A 16,034-nucleotide genomic window follows, 5' to 3' on the forward strand; every position below is an offset into this window, starting at 1 on the left:
GAACGATCTAGAAGTCGCGCGCGCCGGCAGCAAGCGCCCCGATCACGGCCCCTCGGCGCACAGGGGCGACGCTGCCCGCGCGGTGCTCCGCGACACCTCGGAAACGCCGTCACGCGGCGCGGCGCAGCTCGCGGCGCGGGCGAGGCAGAACGCCCAGGTCGAGATCTCACGCCGGCCGCCCGCACGGCGCGGACCGCGGAGGCGCGGTGACCTGCGCGACAGTCGCGCCGCCCCGCTCGTCGCGCGCGACTCGCGTGAGCGCGACGAGCGGCGCGGCGCCGCGACTGCGCGGCTTCGTCTGGGGCACGCCCGGCGGCGCGGCGCGCTCGCGCGCCCCGGCGTCGGCGTCCTCATGATCACGGCGCCCGAGCCCTCGCCTGTGTCGCCATCGCTCGTGTGGCTGGCGGCGGAGACGACAGCGGTGGTGGCTCATCGCGCGCGGCTCGCCTCGAGACGCGCCCTCGATCCGAGAGGCGGCCGAGCGGCAAGATCTTCGCAAGACCTCCCGGGAGCAGGTCTCGGGTGTCGCGCGTTCCTCCTTCGTGGCCTCGCGGGCGACGGCGTCTTCGCCTCGGTCGCAATCTTGCGCGACTCCTCGTCGCCTCATCGCGCCCAGTCCGTCTGGAGCTTCTTGGCCTTGAGAGAGGCCGCCCGCTGGAGAGCGAGGTTGCCCGGGCCGGCCATCGGTGCCCGCTTGTCCTCGCCGTAGCTGCGCTTCGGGTTCTCCCCGCAAGCCACTTTCGGCCCGCCGGGCGCCACGGTGACGCGCGTCTGGGGACCATCTGGGAACCATCTGGGAACCATCTGGGAGGCCCCGATGCCCGGCCGGCGCTCCATCTTTACCGCGCACCCTCTAATCAGGTTGCCTGAACCCGAAAGGACTTGTATGGTCGTAACACCACCAGCGACTGCCCGTTCGATACCCGGGTCCTGTGGCCAGAAGGCATCGGCGGACTGAGCCTGCGGCGCCACCGGTCCCGAATCTGGTCCCCGTTCGCTGCCGTCCAGGTGCGCCGCTGCACCTGGTGTCGGGTGGACCCCGAGGTGGGAGTGCGCGTCGAACAGCCGAGGAGTGACGAACTGTCCACCAGCGTCCATCACCGCCGCCCCGCTCAGGGGATCGACGTCGCCCTCGGCGGCGGCGGCGCGCTCTGCGCCCGCGAGCTGGGGCGAGCCGCGGACGAGCGTCACCCTGGTGCCCAGCGCGAGTGTCACCGCCTGAGTCAGGATGAGCAGCTGAGCAGGAGCGGCGGCCTCGAGACCTCCCGCGGGCAGACTTCCGGCTTGCCGGGGCGGCGGCCGGGTCGGGGGCGCGGCGAGCGGTTTGGGGGACACGGCCGCAGGCTGGGCAGCTCCAGCACAGCCGCAAAAAGACGCAGCCACGCCCGAGGCGAGGTGGCCTCGGTGCTGCAACATGGGTGGGCGCAACCGCCTCGGGCCTTCGCGCCGCTCCGCCGGGGGGGCGCCCTGGCAGGTGGGTGGGGTAGCCCTCATGACGTCGACAGCGCCGGAGGGCGGATCGGCGGCGGACACGTTGCGGTCGATCCCGGAGAGCGGCTCGGTCCGGAGACGAAAGCTCGGGCATACAGACACGCCGGCGGCGCAGAGCGGAATGCAGAACTGAAAGACCTCCGGTCCAGCGCACCGGGGTGGGCTGGAACGGCGGCCTCGTCCATGACACCTTTCCTCGACGAGGGCGGCTCACCCGGGGGGGTCAGGCTCCTCCGCGCTCCCTCGGTCAGGCGCCCGCTTCGGCTGCTGCGAGGTGGGTCGCTTGTGTCCGGAGCACAGGAAAGCCAACCTTCGTGGGAATGTCGCTGGCTCCCCGCGGTTACGGGTCTGCCCGCGGCGCGCGCCGCGCGGCAGCAGGAGAAGCCGCGGCGCGGCGCAGAGAGGAGCGCGGCGCTGTACATCGCACCCCTCCTGGGTTTGGGCAGAGCCTGGCTTCGCGGCGCGGTGCCACCGGGCTTCGCCCCGCTCCGCGAAGCCACCAGGCTTGGCTTCGCGGAGCGACGCCACTGGGGAGACGCGCTGGCTGGAGTCCGGCTCGACCGGTCGCCCCAGCACGCCATGAGGGGACGGCGGGAGGGGGAGCTCGCGAGCGCGGGTTCCTGACGCAAGCTGAGGGGATGAAGGGGACACCTCTCGAATTATTTTCAACCAAGGTGCTGTTCAGCAGTTGACAACTCTAGCTATTCATGGGACGCGAGATCCAATGAGCAACGTCGAAACCGAGATCAAAAGCCACGTTGATGCATTCGTCTCTCAGCTGAGCGGACTTGTCCGCAAAGCGGCTCTCGAGGCCGTCGCCGACGCCTTGCGGGGGGAGGGCCAGCCGGCCGCTGCCGCCGCCGCGCCGCGCAAGGCGGGTCGGGCCAAGGCCGCTCCCGCGCCGGTTGCGGAGGTCAAGAAGGCGGCGGGGCGCCCCGCGCGCGCCGCGAAGCCCACCCGCAAAAAGGGCGAGAAGCGCTCGAAGGAAGAGCTCGCCGCCATGACGCAGAAGGTCCTGGAGCACATCCGGGCCAACAGCGGCCAGGGCGTGGAGCAGATCGCCAAGGATCTGGGCACCACCACGAAGGAGCTCACCCTCCCGATTCGGAAGCTGCTCGTCGAGAAGAAGATCACGTCGAAAGGAGAGAAGCGGGCTACCAAGTACTTTTCCCGCTGAAGCCGGCCTCGATGCCCGCCGGGCGGGTCCGGCCGAGCCAACCGAGGTCGACGTCCAGCCTTCCTCCAAGCGCAGCAGGGGAAATCGTGGCGAGCCAGGAGCTCCCCAGGCAGGCGCGGAGACCTCGCACATCGGGGCGGAGCAAGCTCCGCAGCCGTACACGCTTCCGGACCCCTCTCAGGAAAACTCCCCCAGCAATGCCCTCTCCGCGTAGCACCGTGGAGACCCCCGCACGCGCGGTGGAGAAATCCGCGCACGTGGCCCGAAAGCTCCCGTCCGACCGCTGCTGAGCGGATCCGCCCAGCGATGCAACGCGGAAGCTGCGCCCGAAAGCCGCTGTGCGCCCAGGCACGCTCCGGCGCCCAGGACGCTGGATTTCCGAGCCGCCCTGCGCGCGCTCCTGTCGTCCGCGCGGCAGACGGCCAGCGTCACCTCACCCGAGGACCCCAACAGGTCGTGGGGCAACATCGAAGGACCACCACATCTAGCTGTGTGGGCCGCAAGTGGTCGGGATTGCCAAGCTGGCAGAGCACGATCGGCGCGGCGCGAGCGTCTCGGCTGTGAGCGCCTGGCCCGCGCCGCCTCCCCCCGGTGTCCCGTCGGGTACCGATGGTTGCGCCTGCGAGGCATCGCCTCGCCCCGAAGCGGGATGGAGACCAACGCACCTTCACAGACATCTGGGCAGGACGCCCCAGGCGGATATTGCGAATTTGCAACGTGGGCGAGCCCGGCCTCCAGCGAAGAGGGCCCTCGGGCGCTCTCGGCCTCTGTGGATCAGGCAGGGACCCGGACAGCAAGGACCGCCGCAGGCCCTTGGTCTTGGTCTTGGTCTTGGTCTTGGTCTTGGTCTTGGTCTTGGTCTTGGTCAGCGTTCAGGCATGGTCTGTGCCACATGGGAGTTGCTCAGCGGATACCGCGCCTCATGCGCGGCGTGAAGCGGCGAGACCCAACTGCAACCGCGCTGGACAGGTTCTGACCATCTGCGATGCTCATCGGAGCCCCGCGGCGCTCGATCGACAGTCGAGCCGCCGGGCCGAGCTCGCACGCTGGACCGGGCGCCCCGGTGACACCACCGAGGGGCGTCGCGACGGCGGTCGCGTGAAGAGATCTCTGCGGGAAGCGCGACTCGGGCTCAGCGATCGGCCCGGGTCCCGACGATGAGGACATTCGAGAACGGCGTTTTCCCCCAGGCGGGCCTCGTCTCGCACGAGAAGCCGAGCTGCTCGAGGAGCGCGACGATCTCCCGGGCAGGGCGGAAACGCACCCGCTCGCCCCGGTTGAATCGAAGCGCGGTGAAGATGCGCTCCTCGAGGAGCGTGATCGAGCTCCTCAGGCCGCGCTCGGTGTCCGCCTCGCGGACGAGCAGGCGCCCTCCCGGTCGGACCGCGGCCGCCGCGCGCCGCAGGATCGCGTCCTGCTCCTCGACGCGGAAGTAGTGGAGCAGGTCGATGAGCAGCACGGTGTCCGCGTCTCCCAGCTCGGCCTCGCGCGCGTCTGCGCACCAGAACTCGGCGGCCAGCGGGGGGGCCGCGGGGAGCGCGGGCTGCTCGCCGGACGGACCGGGCGGCGCCGACGAGGGCGGCAGACGCGCGCCCGGATCGCCGCCGCTCGCGCGGCGCGCGTCCTCTATCTTGGCGCGGTCCCAGTCGAACCCGCGCGCGCGCGCGGCCCGGCCCAGCTCGAGCAGGAGAATCGGCAGCTGGCCAGCCCCGGTCCCGATATCGAGCACCTCCCCCAGCGCGCCGGGGCGGTCGCCGGCGATGTCGGCAATCAGCCGCGCGACCGGATCGCCGAGCAGCTTGAAGCGGACGTAGTGAAACCGGGTGCGCTGCGCCGCCGTTGCGCCCTCTTGCGGGCTGTACCTCGCGGCGACGCGCTCGATCGCGTGAACCCACGGCGGCGCGTCCTCGGGGAGCCGATACGGCTCCATCCCGCCGCGCTTCAGCGAGGGCGCGCGGCGCCGCTTCAGCGCGACGAGCGCGAAGACCAGGCCGCCGCCGAGCGCGGCGAGCGCGAGCCCGACCACGGGCGCGCCGAGGAGCATGTACTCGGGGAAGTCGGACAGTGCTTGCGCCCAGCTCATCTTCTCATGAAGGCGCAGCCAGCGCCCGGTGCGGAGGTACGCCCCGACCTGGAACTCGGCCGTGAGCAGCGCTGGTGCGAACAAGGGGTTGGAAATGTTCGCGGCGACCCAGGCAATCGCCGCGTCCAGGCGGAACCACAGGCAGAGCAGGAGGACGAGCGGCGTGTGGCACCCGAAGATCGGCTGCGATCCGATGAACAGGCCGATCGCCACCGCCACGGCCGTCCGGCCGGCCGACAGCTCGCTGCCACGGAGCTCGCGCCATGCGCGGCGCGCCTCCTCGCGGAGCAGAGAGTATTTCGCCAACGGTCAGGGGTTGCCTTCCGGTGTGGGGCGATCCGCGTCATCGGCCGCGTCCGCCGACAGCGAGGACAGGAGGTCGCTCACCTCCGTGGGGGTCGGCTCGTCGAGCGCCTCCCAGGAGGCGCCCCTCGCGGTGGTCGACGGCGCGTCGCGCGGCGCCGCGCCCGCGGTGTTCCCGCTCCGCTGCGCCTCCACCATGCGAAGGTACATCTTCGCCGTCTTGTTGTCGGGCTCGATCGCGAGCGCCTCGCGCCACTCGGCGATCGCGAGATCGAGCGCGCCGAGGGAGTGCAGCGCGACCCCGAGCAACACGCGCGCAGGCGGGTACTTCGGGTTGGCGTCGCGCGCGGCGGCGTAGTGCTCCCGGGCGAGCGCCAGATTGCCGGCGTCGCGGTACATCGTGCCGAGGCGCAGCTGGAGATCGACGAACGTCGGGCACAGCGCCACGGCGCGCTTCAGCTCGGCGATCGCTTCCTGCGCGCAGCCCGCGTCGGCGTAGGCCTGCGCGAGATCGGCATGCATGTTGGCGATCTTGCCGCGCGCGAACGGATCGAGGACGCCGCCGTCCCCCTCGCCGCGACGGATGCGGGAGTAGACCTGTCGCGCCGCCTCGTATTTGCCGAGGTCGTTGTACGTGACGGCGAGGTTCAGCAGCGCTTCCGTGTAGTGCTCGTTCAGCTGCACCGCGCGCTCGAAGTGGGCCTCGGCCGCGAGGAAATCGCCGCGCTCGTGGAGGATGACGCCGAGCATGTTGAAGACGTCCGCGAACCGATCGGTCTTCTCGAGGATCTGCCGCAGGGCGTGCTCGGCCAGATCGTACTCGCGCCGCTCGTAGTGCTCCCTGCCGAGAACCAGAAGCTGCTTCAGCCTGTCGTCCATGAGGCCCGCCAGCTTACGCGAGCGGCGTACGATGCGGTCGGTCTTCCGCGCAACCCTTGCGCGGATCGGGTGGCCGCGCGGTTGCAACCCCGGCGATGCCTTGGTACGCACGTCGGCGTGCCGAGTGCAGTACCCCAGAACCCGCTCGAGGCTTCCGGAGGGCCGGACGCCGCGGACCGCTCCGAGGAGCGGAACGAAGACGCCGGCAGGGCGTCGGGGCCCGGCGCCGCCGCCCTGCCGGGAGCGCCGCGCGAACAGCCCGGCGCCGCGGTCCCGCAGGGCGCGCCGCGCGCGGAGGCCGACGCCACCCCGCGGGACGCGCCGCGCGCCGAGCCCGGCATCGTCCCGCACCACGCGCCGCGCGCGGACATCGAGCGCAGCAGCGCCGCCGACGTGACGGACGACGCGCTCGACACCTCCAGCAGGCCTGCCACGCCGCCGCTGGCCGCGCCGCTCGTGGGCCACCGCCGGGCCGAGAGCGCTCCGGCCGCGCCCTGGTCGCGCGGCGGCGATCTGCGCGCGCGCTCGTCGCCGTCGTGGACGCAGCTCCCTCCTCCTTCTTCTCGCGGGCGCGGCGCCGCGCCGTGGTCGCGCGGCAGCGATCCGCGGTCCTCCCGCCCGTCGCTCGCGGACGGCGGCCCCTACGCGGGATCCGGCGCGGCCGACGGCCCGCGCCTGCCCGCCGGCCTCAGCCGGCCGCCTCCGGGGCCGCACCTCTCGCCGCGCATGACCGCGGTCTTCGGCGGCATCTTCGGCCTCGCGACGCTCACCTCGCTGATCGCGCTCCTGATCCAGGGCGTCCCGGTGCGCGACGAGCGCGCGCTCGTGGCGGCGAGCCCGGCGGGCTCGGCCACAGGCGCGGAAGAGGCCGGACGGCCCGCCGCGCCCGAGGTGAAGGCCAAGACACGCACGCCGCTGCCGGGCCCGTGGCGGATCTCCGAGCTCGCGAAGGATTCGTCCGTGATCGTGGCGAGCGACGTGATGGACCGCCGGTCGTTCATCACGGCCCTCGACGAGAAGGGCGTGCCGAAGGCGCAGATCTACCGGATCATGAAGGCCTTCGACGGGCTGCGGAAGTTCGACAAGTGCGGCCGCAAGGATCGGTTCACGGTCGCGATGGACCGCTCCACGCGCCGCGTCCGCGCCTTCGAGTACGAGGTCTCGGCGAGCGAGATCTACCAGGCGCGGGAGGACGCGGCCGGGCTGCTCGCGGGCACCACGCTCGACATGAAGATCGCCGAGGAGGAGGTCGTCGCCGCCTTCTACGTGGGGAAGGATCTCACGAGCGCGTACCGATCGGGCGGCCTGGAGCCTGGCGTGCTCGACGTGATCGACGACGCGCTGAGCGGGCGCATGTCGACGGAGAGCTTCGAGGAAGGGAGCATCGTCCGGCTGATCGCCGTCGAGGAGACGGCGCTCGGGATGTTCTCCCGGTACAAGAAGATCATCGCGCTCGAGTACCGGCCCGCAGATCCCGCCGAGAAGCCGCTGCGCATCTACGATTTCAAGGGGCAGGAGGCCCGCGGCTACTTCGACGAGCGCGGCCGGCAGCCGTACGCGGGCGGCTGGCGCGCGCCGGTCCCGGGCGCGCCCGTGACGTCGAAGTTCAACCCGCAGCGGATGCACCCGGTGCTGAAGAAGAAGATGCCCCACAACGGGACCGACTTCGGCGCGCCGACGGGAACGCCGGTGTACTCGGCGTATCGCGGCGTCGTCGAGTGGGTCGGCCCCGCGGGACCGAGCGGTAACCTCGTCACCGTCCTGCATCCGAACGGCGTCAGCACCGGCTACGCGCACCTGTCGAGGTATGCCGCCGGCATCAAGGTCGGCATGAAGGTGGGCACCCACCAGCTCGTCGGGTACGTGGGGTCGACGGGCCGCTCGACGGGCCCGCACCTTCACTTCAGCGCGAAGAAGGACGGCAAGTACTTCGACGCCGAGACGCTCCAGCTCGACGGCGAGCGCGTGATGCCCGGCGTCGATCGCGCGGCGTTCGCCGCGGCGAAGGAGGCGCTCGATCATCGGCTCGACGCCATCCCGCTGCCCGAGCCGCCGCCCGAGCCGGTGAAGCCGGACGTCGCGGAGCCGACCCCGCCGCCCCCCGCAGCGGCCGGCAGCGAGGCCACGGTCTCCGCGGCGCCCGCGGTCGGGCCGAGCGGGCCGACCGAGCCCGAGGCGAAGCCGCCCGAAGGCGCCGGGGACGATGAGGGCGAGCTCATCGAGGGCCCCGATCTCAAGAGTCCGCCGGAAACGATGTGACGCCGGGCGGGCCGGGTGGTCCGCTCCAGCGCGGCGAGCTCATCGAACGCCCCCATCGCGAGCGTCCGCCGGAGACGGTGTGACGCCGGGCGGGCCGAGTGATCCGCTCGGAGAGCGCAGCGCCTCGCATGGCCGAGGACAAAAAGCATCGAGGACGCAGAGGGAAGATCCCTCTCGTCCTCGATGTCCTTGCCATGGCATCCGCCCCGAGGGGCAGCGTGCCGGGCCTGCTAGCGCTTCGAGTACTGGAAGCGCTTGCGGGCGCCGGGCTGGCCGTACTTCTTGCGCTCCTTCTTGCGCGCGTCGCGCGTGAGGAAGCCCGCGCGCTTGAGCGACGACCTGCGCTCCGGATCGAGCTCGCACAGGGCGCGCGCGATGCCGTGCCGCATCGCCTCGGCCTGGGCGCTGTGCCCACCGCCGACGACGGTCGCGTTCACGTCGAACTGTTCGAGCAGCTCCAGCAGCTCCAGCGACTGGCGCATCACCATGCGCGAGGTCTCGCGGACGAAGTACTCGTCGGCGGGCCTCTTGTTCACCTTGATGTTGCCGGTGCCCGGCGAGAGGAAGACGCGCGCAACCGCGGTCTTACGCTTCCCAGTGGCGTACGTTCTCGTTTCCGTCATGGCTTTGCTCAGCTGTAGCTAAGAGGCTGCGGCTTCTGCGCCGCGTGGGGGTGATCGGGACCGGCGTAGACCTTGAGCTTGGTAAGGAGCTCGCGCCCGAGCACATTCTTCGGGAGCATGCCCTTCACGGCCTTCTGGATGGGGAGCTCCGGCTTGCGCTCGAGCAGGTGACCGTACGCCTCGGAGCGGAAGCCGCCCGGCTCACCGCTGTGCCGCACGTAGTTCTTCTGCTGGAGCTTGCGACCGGTCAGAAGGACCTTCTTGGCGTTCACGACGATCACGAAGTCGCCGGTGTCGACGTGCGGCGTGAACGTGGGCTTGTTCTTACCGCGAAGCACCGTGGCGATGCGGCTGGCAAGGCGGCCGAGGGGCTTGCCTTCCGCGTCGATCACCCACCACGTACGCTCGTTGCGGGCCTCCGCAGGCTTGGCGGAAAAGGACTTGGGCTGAGGATTCATTGGGCGAAAAACTCCGGAAGGGCGCCTGCCAAAAAGGGGCGCAACTTCTACAAGGCGGCCCTCCGCCTGTCAAGCGTCTCGGGCCCGCTCGTAACGGCATCGTTGTCGTCCGGCGGGAGCCGGTCAAGGGCGTCGGTCGGCCCCTTGATAGCACGAGCGTTCACGTCGGTCGCTGCTCCTTCGCGTTCGCCGCGTCCGCGCGCGTCCCTTCGCGCTCCCCCTGCACAGAAGAGCGCGCTCGTCGAGACACGTTCCGCGCGACATCGCCTCCGAGCGCCGAACCCGTCGCTCGGGACAGATCTCCGCCTCGGCTCGACCGAGGTTGACGGCGCCGCAGCTCGCGAGGGTCAGCCCGAAGCGACGCCTCCAGAAGCCGGGCGTCACCGTCAGCGACCGACCACGACTTCCGAGCGCAGCTGCCGCTCGGCCTCATCCTCTTTTTTTCCTTGCGGACTTCCTGCGGGCTCGTTTCGGGGAGCTCACCACCAGGAGTCGGTGGACTGTTCAGCTTGGCGGAGAGGGCGGGATTCGAACCCGCGGTACGTTGCCGTACACACGATTTCCAGTCGTGCACCTTCGACCACTCGGTCACCTCTCCCGAACCTTCTTCGACGCGCCCCGCTTCTGCCGGACCGGCGCCGCCCGCGAGAGAGCGGGCGGTCAAAGCCCACCTGGTTCAGCGGGGGCAAGCAGCCAAGCGTAGCGGAGAGAGCGGGATTCGAACCCGCGGTACCCTTGCGGGTACACCTGATTTCGAATCAGGCACCTTCGGCCTCTCGGTCACCTCTCCGCGGGCGAACATGGCAAAGCGGGGCCGGCTGGTCAAGCATCTCCTGACACGGACCGACGCGTCGGCGCGCTTTCGCGGTCGGGGCCCTCCGCCGGCCCCGCCGAAACATCAGCGAGCGTCCTCGCGATCGCCGTCGGAGAAGGCCTCGCGCCCGAGCGCCGCCGGGGCTCCAGGTCCGCCCGCCGCGCGCGGCGAGGTCGAGCGCGGCCCGCCCTCGCCCTCGGCCCGCTGCGCGGCGCGCGCCGCGGGCGTGCCAGCGCGCGGGAGCCGGATGACGAAGCGCGCGCCCCCGAGCGGGGAATCGAGCACGTCGATCGTGCCGCCGTGGTCGACGACGATCTTCTTCACGATGCTCAGGCCGAGCCCCGTGCCGTCGTACCGCGTCGTGACGTAGGGATCGAACATCGAGTCGCGCACGGCGGGATCGATGCCCGGCCCGTCGTCGTCGATCGCGATGAGGTGGCTCTGCCCCTCGCTCCGCGCCGAGACGCGGACCCTGCCCCAGAGGGCGCCGGGGCGCGCTGCAGCGCCCGGCGCCGCCCGCTGCGCGTCGCGCAGCGCCTGCGCCGCGTTGCGCACGATGTTGCCGAGGGCGCGCCGGAGCATCTCGCGATCGAGCGCGGCCGGCATCGGGGCGGCCGGCACGTCGAACTCGAGGTCGACGCGCCCGAGCAGCGCCTCGTCCGAGGCGTGCTCGCGCCCCGCCTCCTCCACCGCGGCGAAGCGCTCGCCCTGCTCCCGCAGGAACTCCGCGAGATCCGCGGGCTCGAGCTCGGCCTGCGGGAGCCGCGCGAAATTGGAGAACTCGCCGACGAGCCGGCGCAGCGTGCCGATCTCCTCCTCGACGACCTCGAGCGTGGTCTGCAGCAGGCGCTGGTAGGCCGGGTCGCTGCCGGCGTAGCGGCGGTGGCACTCCTCGACGGCGAGCTGGATCGGCGTCAGCGGGTTCTTGATCTCGTGCGCGAGGTGCCGCGCCATCTTCTGCCACTCGCCCATGCGCTTCAGGAACTCGATCCGAGCGCGGCTGCCCTCGAGCTCCTCGAGCATGCGGTCGAAGGCGCGGCCGAGATCGGCGACCTCGTCGTCGCCCTTGAGCGCGACACGCACCGAGAGATCGCCCTCGGCCACCGGCCGCGTGGCCGCGGCGAGCCGCGCGATGCGATCGACCACGGGGCGCGCCACGAGCACGCCGGCGAGCACGGCGAGGACGATCGTCGCGCCGAGCAGCGCGGCGAACGCGTCGCCGTAGCTCTCGTCGAGGTACTCCTTGCGGTGCTCGCGCTCGAGCGCGCGGTACGCCTGCGCGAACGCCTGCGCGGACTCGAGCTCGTCGAAGCGGGCGCTCGGCGCGGCGAACGTCGCGACGAGCGCCGTCGCGTCGCCCTCGCAGTCGCCGCCTCCCGCCGCGGGCCCTCCGGGGGGCGCGGGCTCCGCGGGGGGCGCGGGCTCCGCGGGGGGCGCGGGCCCTTCGGAGGGCGTGGGCCCGGAGGCCGAGCCGGGGGCGCGCTCGATCGCCTTCCGGACCGTGAGCGTCTTCTCGCGCGCCGGATCCACCGGCCTTCCGCGCTCCCGCGCGCCGACGAGCTCGCCGCCGCAGCGCTCGACGCGCAGGGAGACCAGCGCGGGGTGCGCCGCGATGATGCGCGCGAGCTCGGCGTCGAGGAGCTCCGCGTCCCCGGCGAAGGCGCTCCGGCGCAGCGGATCCGCCGCGGCGATCGCCTCGGCCTCGGAGCGCATGCCCTGCTTGATGGCGGCGGCGAGCTCGGCGTACACGCCGAGCGCCCTGTCCAGGTGGACGCCGAACTCGGGCTGGAACGCCGTCGCCGACACCCGCGCGATCACCGTCCTGGCGACCACGATGCTGGCGACGAGCGGGATGAGCGCGGTCACGAGGATGGCCGCGACGACCCGCCGCTCCGTTCTGCCGGGGATGCGCATGCGCGCAGCATAGCCGCGGCCCCGCGCCGGCGCGCAGGCCGGCCGGCGCGCACGCGGGCCGCCGCGCCGCCCGGCAGGGCCGCCCGCTCGCCGGAGCGGCCCCGCTGCAGCGGAGCGCCGCTACTCGACCGTGACGGTCTTCGCGAGGTTGCGCGGCTGGTCGACGTCGTTGCCCTTCAGGTTGGCGACGTAATAGGCGATGAGCTGGAGCGGGAGCACCGTGAGGAGCGGCCCCACCTCGTCCGGCACCTTCGGGATCCAGACGTGGTGCTGCGCGATCTCGAGGATCGACTCGTCGCCCTTCGTGGCGATGGCGACGACCTGACCCTCGCGCGCCCGGACCTCCTGCAGGTTGGAGAAGGTCTTGTCGTAGTGCGCGTCGCGCGGGCAGACGACGATCACGGGGAGGTTCTCGTCGATGAGGGCGATCGGCCCGTGCTTCATCTCGCCGGCGGCGTAGCCCTCCGCGTGGGCGTACGAGATCTCCTTGAGCTTGAGCGCGCCCTCGAGCGCGATCGGGAAGCCGAGGCCGCGCCCGAGGAAGAGGACGTCCTTCGCGTGGACGAGCCGCTTCGCGATCGCGTGCACGTAGTCGGCGTCGCCGAGCACCTCGCGCATGTGGCTCGGGGTCTCCCAGAGCGCCTGGAGGATCTCGCGCCCGCGATCCGCGGAGAGCGAGTCGCGGCGGCGGCCGAGGTAGACCGAGAGCAGGAGCAGCGCGGCGAGCTGCGTGGTGAACGCCTTGGTCGAGGCGACGCCGATCTCGGGGCCCGCGTGCGTGTAGAGCGCGCCGTCGGCGAGGCGCGGGATCGCGCTGTCGAGCACGTTGCAGAGCGCGAGCACCTTGGCGCCCTGCGCCTTCGCCGCCTTGAGGGCCGCGAGCGTGTCGGCGGTCTCGCCCGACTGGCTGATGGCGATGACGAGGTCGTCGGGGAAGAAGATCGGCTCGCGGTAGCGGACCTCGCTCGCGAGCTCGACCACCGTGGGGACGCGGGAGAGCTGCTCGATCCAGTAGCGCCCGGCGATGCCGGCGTGGTGGCTCGTGCCGCAGGCGACGATGTAGACCCGGCGCAGCTCCCTCGCGAACTCGGGCGTGACCCCGATCTCGGTCGCGTGCACGTCGCCGGCGGCGAGATCGATCCGGCCGCGCAGCGTCGCCTCGACGACGTCGGGCTGCTCGTGGATCTCCTTCAGCATGAAGTGCTTGTAGCCGCCGCGCTCCGCCTGGACGGGGCTCCAGTCGATGCGCTTCACGCGCCGCTCGACCTTGTCGCTCCCGGCCACGGTCTCGATGCGGACGCCGTCGGCGCGCAGCTCGACGATGTCGCCGTCCTCGAGGAAGATCATGTCGCGGGTGTGCGAGAGGAGCGCGGGGATGTCGCTGCCGCACAGCATCTCGTTCTCGCCGACGCCGACGACGAGCGGCGAGCCGTAGCGGGCGGCGACGATGACGTCGGGCTGGTCGCGCGAGACGACCGCGATCGCGTAGGCGCCGTGGACCTGCCGGAGCGACCCGCGCACGGCCTCGAAGAGCGACTTGGCGCCCTTCTGGAGCTCGCGGTGGACGAGGTGAGCGACGATCTCGGTGTCGGTGTCGGAGAGGAACTTGACGCCCTGGCCCTCCAGCTGCTGCCGGATGGCCACGTGGTTCTCGATGATGCCGTTGTGCACGACGGCCACCGGGCCCGCGGAGTGCGGGTGGGCGTTGACCTCGCTCGGGCGGCCGTGCGTCGCCCACCGCGTGTGGCCGATGCCCGTGGTGCCGTCGAGGGTCCGCTTCTCGAGCGCCTCGCTGAGCTTGATCAGCTTGCCCAGCGTCCGGACGATCTCGATGCCCTTGCCATCATGAATGGCGATGCCGGCCGAGTCGTAGCCCCGATACTCCAGCTTGCGCAGCCCTTCGACGATGATCGGCGCCGCTTTTTTCGACCCAACGTATCCGACGATCCCGCACATGCTCGCCTCGTTTAGGTAATGCCCGCGCGCGCCTACGCGTGCTGCGGAAAACGCAACGTTACTCCTGGCACTGGGAGCCGGCAGAAAAAATTGAGCTCCCTGACAGTGAACGCCGCGTCGATCGCGCGAAGGTCACAGCCAGGACGAATGCTATCGCGGCCGTGATCGAGGCGACGCCGAACGTGAGCGCGCCGCCCCCGCGCTTGTAGAGCTCGCCCCAGGTCAGCATTCCGATGACGGATCCGGCCCCGGCGCTTGCGGAAAAGAGCCCCTGCGCCGTGGCGAGGATCTGCGGCGGGGCGCGATCCCGCGTGTAGGCGAGCGACGCGACCCACATCATGGCGAAGGACACCGCGTGGAGCGGCTGGAGCGCGAGCAGGGCGGGCCAGAAGCGCACCTGCGAGAGCAGCGCCCAGCGGAGCGAGGCGCCGGCGAAGGCGACGGCGAGCGCCACGGGCGGCGCGAACCGCTGGAGCAGGGGGCCGGAGAACGCCATGAGCGCGATCTCGCCGGCGACGCCGACGGCCCACGCGACCCCCACCAGCGGCTCGGGGAAGCCGACGTCGCGCAGGTGCAGCGTGTAACAGAGGTCGTAAGAGGAGTTCGCGCTCTGGGCCAGGAACGACGCCGCGAGGAACAGGCGGAAGTCGCGGCTCCGGAGGAGGGCGCCGGCGCGCTCGCGCACGGAGCCGCCGGCGGCCGCCGCCGCGCGCGCCGCGCCCTCCACGCCCTGCGCGCCGCCGCGCTTGCCGAGCCGCTGGAGCGGCGCCTCGTCGCCCGCCGGGAGCGCCCACGAGAGGGCGAACGCGACGAGCAGCGCGGCGGCGATCGCGACGGGGAACGCCGCCGGCCGCGCCGGATCGATGAGCGCCCCGCTGACGATCGCCATCAGCGCGAAGCTGATCGATCCCCAGAGCCTGAGCCGTCCGTAGGCGATCCCGGAGGTCAGCGACGTCTCGAGCGCGACCACGTCGGCCATGGTGAACATCGGCGCGCGGAAGAACGCGAACGCGAGCGCCGCGGCGAAGAGCCCGCCGAAGCCGAGCGAGACGTCGAGCGCCGACGACAGCGCGAGCAGCGCGAACACGGCGAGGGCGCCGGCGCAGGCCGCCCGGATCAGCCACACGCGCACGCCGAGCGCGTCGGCGATGAGGCCGAACACCGGCGGCGCGACGAGGCCCATCGCGGGGAGCGTCGCCGCGATCGCCCCCATCGCGAGGCCGCGGACCCCCCGCCCCTCGAGCCAGCTCGGGAACAGCGGCAGGTACACGCCGAGGACGGCGAAGATGCCGAAGTAGTAGAGCGAGATCGCCCGCGGAGATGGTTTGAGATGCAAAGAAAGGGGAGATGGCATCGGCGGTGAGGGCAGCGCACCAACGAAAACGGCGGCGCCTCCCTGGGGAAGCGCCGCCGCATGAACGTCGTCCTAGCTCGGATCAGTACCGATCGCCGCCGCGACCGCCGCGGCCGCCGCGTCCACCGCCGCCGCCGCCGTAACCGCCGCCGCCACCGCCACGACCGCCGCGGCCACCGCCGCCGCCGCCGCCGCCGTAACCGCCGCCGCCGCCGCCGCCGTAACCGCCGCCGCCGCCGCCACCGCCGCGCTGGACCCGCTCCTCCGCCTCGTTCACGCGAAGCGGACGGCCATCCATGAGGGCGCCGTTCATCTGCTCGATCGCCTGCTGGGCCTGCTCAGGCGTGCCCATCGTGACGAACCCGAAACCCCGCGACTGCCCGCTCTCGCGGTCGGTCACGATGTGCACATCCGTCACCTCGCCGCTCTGGGCAAACGCAGCCTGCACGGAGGCCTTGGTGGCGGAGAAGGGGAGATTACCAACGTAGAGGCGAGTACCCATGACACTGATTCACTTCACGGCTCTGCGAGATGCGTCAGCTTCGGTGCCGAACAGTGCCCTGCCGCCCCGATGGAGCCGTGGGGGATCGAGGGAGGGCGGCGCTGGGGAGGAGCCCCCGGTGCGCCACACGTTGCGTCGTCCAGTCCGCGATCAATCCGCGATCCCCGAGAAGAGAAGCGTCGTGTCGAGTGCCAGTGACGTTCGTGACCAGCCGATAGTAA

Annotated in this window: 11 protein-coding genes and 2 tRNA genes; 2 read left to right on the plus strand and 11 right to left on the minus strand. The window is 71.8% G+C overall.

The features are described 5' to 3' along the window. Positions 1-603: 603 nt before the first annotated feature. Positions 604-1,215, minus strand: coding sequence for a hypothetical protein (locus tag WMF26_RS42270; protein ID WP_437997343.1), 612 nt, complete (start codon positions 1,213-1,215; stop codon positions 604-606). A 1,000-nt stretch (positions 1,216-2,215) separates the two neighbouring features. Here WMF26_RS42270 and WMF26_RS42275 point away from each other — a divergent pair. Further along, positions 2,216-2,668 carry a hypothetical protein gene (locus WMF26_RS42275; RefSeq protein ID WP_020740455.1) on the plus strand — a complete coding sequence of 151 codons (453 nt, stop codon included), beginning with the start codon at positions 2,216-2,218 and terminating at the stop codon, positions 2,666-2,668. Positions 2,669-3,800: 1,132 nt separating this feature from the next. Here WMF26_RS42275 and WMF26_RS42280 read toward each other — a convergent pair. Then, positions 3,801-5,057 carry a DUF2062 domain-containing protein gene (locus tag WMF26_RS42280; RefSeq protein ID WP_437997344.1) on the minus strand — a complete coding sequence of 419 codons (1,257 nt, stop codon included), beginning with the start codon at positions 5,055-5,057 and terminating at the stop codon, positions 3,801-3,803. Positions 5,058-5,060: 3 nt separating this feature from the next. Continuing rightward, positions 5,061-5,933, minus strand: a complete 873-nt coding sequence (locus WMF26_RS42285) for a tetratricopeptide repeat protein (protein WP_437997345.1) — start codon at positions 5,931-5,933, stop codon at positions 5,061-5,063. Positions 5,934-6,050: 117 nt separating this feature from the next. Between WMF26_RS42285 and WMF26_RS42290 the strand changes: the two genes are divergently transcribed. Next, positions 6,051-8,192, plus strand: coding sequence for a peptidoglycan DD-metalloendopeptidase family protein (locus WMF26_RS42290; RefSeq protein ID WP_437997346.1), 2,142 nt, complete (start codon positions 6,051-6,053; stop codon positions 8,190-8,192). 230 nt (positions 8,193-8,422) lie between these two features. On the opposite strand, the gene rpsI is transcribed toward WMF26_RS42290, so the two are convergent. The 8 genes from rpsI to WMF26_RS42330 all read right to left on the minus strand — a co-directional run bounded on the left by rpsI (position 8,423) and on the right by WMF26_RS42330 (position 15,813). Beyond that, complete coding sequence (gene rpsI, locus WMF26_RS42295) at positions 8,423-8,815, minus strand: 30S ribosomal protein S9 (RefSeq protein WP_020740460.1); 393 nt, start codon at positions 8,813-8,815, stop codon at positions 8,423-8,425. Positions 8,816-8,823: 8 nt separating this feature from the next. After that, a complete protein-coding gene (gene rplM, locus WMF26_RS42300) occupies positions 8,824-9,273 on the minus strand; it encodes a 50S ribosomal protein L13 (RefSeq protein ID WP_061625733.1) in 450 nt (149 codons plus the stop codon). 510 nt (positions 9,274-9,783) lie between these two features. Then, a tRNA-Ser gene (locus WMF26_RS42305) sits at positions 9,784-9,871 on the minus strand. A gap of 105 nt (positions 9,872-9,976) precedes the next feature. Further along, positions 9,977-10,063 (minus strand) — tRNA-Ser (locus WMF26_RS42310). A 108-nt stretch (positions 10,064-10,171) separates the two neighbouring features. After that, complete coding sequence (locus WMF26_RS42315) at positions 10,172-12,001, minus strand: sensor histidine kinase (protein ID WP_437997347.1); 1,830 nt, start codon at positions 11,999-12,001, stop codon at positions 10,172-10,174. A 120-nt stretch (positions 12,002-12,121) separates the two neighbouring features. After that, positions 12,122-13,957: a glutamine--fructose-6-phosphate transaminase (isomerizing) gene (gene glmS / locus WMF26_RS42320; protein ID WP_437951759.1), complete on the minus strand. Its 1,836-nt coding sequence runs from the start codon at positions 13,955-13,957 to the stop codon at positions 12,122-12,124. A 58-nt stretch (positions 13,958-14,015) separates the two neighbouring features. After that, a complete protein-coding gene (locus WMF26_RS42325; protein ID WP_437997348.1) occupies positions 14,016-15,293 on the minus strand; it encodes an MFS transporter in 1,278 nt (425 codons plus the stop codon). 100 nt (positions 15,294-15,393) lie between these two features. Further along, complete coding sequence (locus WMF26_RS42330; RefSeq protein WP_129579465.1) at positions 15,394-15,813, minus strand: RNA recognition motif domain-containing protein; 420 nt, start codon at positions 15,811-15,813, stop codon at positions 15,394-15,396. Positions 15,814-16,034: the final 221 nt, after the last annotated feature.

The organism is Sorangium sp. So ce185 (assembly GCF_051526825.1).
Lineage (GTDB): Bacteria > Myxococcota_A > Polyangia > Polyangiales > Polyangiaceae > Sorangium > Sorangium cellulosum_D.

Bases quoted from the DNA above. Each gene is read 5' to 3' on its own strand.
- WMF26_RS42275 (WP_020740455.1), top strand. From the start codon at position 2,216: ATGAGCAACGTCGAAACCGAGATCAAAAGCCACGTTGATGCATTCGTC.
- WMF26_RS42285 (WP_437997345.1), bottom strand. From the start codon at position 5,933: ATGGACGACAGGCTGAAGCAGCTTCTGGTTCTCGGCAGGGAGCACTAC.
- rpsI (WP_020740460.1), bottom strand. From the start codon at position 8,815: ATGACGGAAACGAGAACGTACGCCACTGGGAAGCGTAAGACCGCGGTT.
- rplM (WP_061625733.1), bottom strand. From the start codon at position 9,273: ATGAATCCTCAGCCCAAGTCCTTTTCCGCCAAGCCTGCGGAGGCCCGC.
- WMF26_RS42315 (WP_437997347.1), bottom strand. From the start codon at position 12,001: ATGCGCATCCCCGGCAGAACGGAGCGGCGGGTCGTCGCGGCCATCCTC.
- glmS (WP_437951759.1), bottom strand. From the start codon at position 13,957: ATGTGCGGGATCGTCGGATACGTTGGGTCGAAAAAAGCGGCGCCGATC.
- WMF26_RS42330 (WP_129579465.1), bottom strand. From the start codon at position 15,813: ATGGGTACTCGCCTCTACGTTGGTAATCTCCCCTTCTCCGCCACCAAG.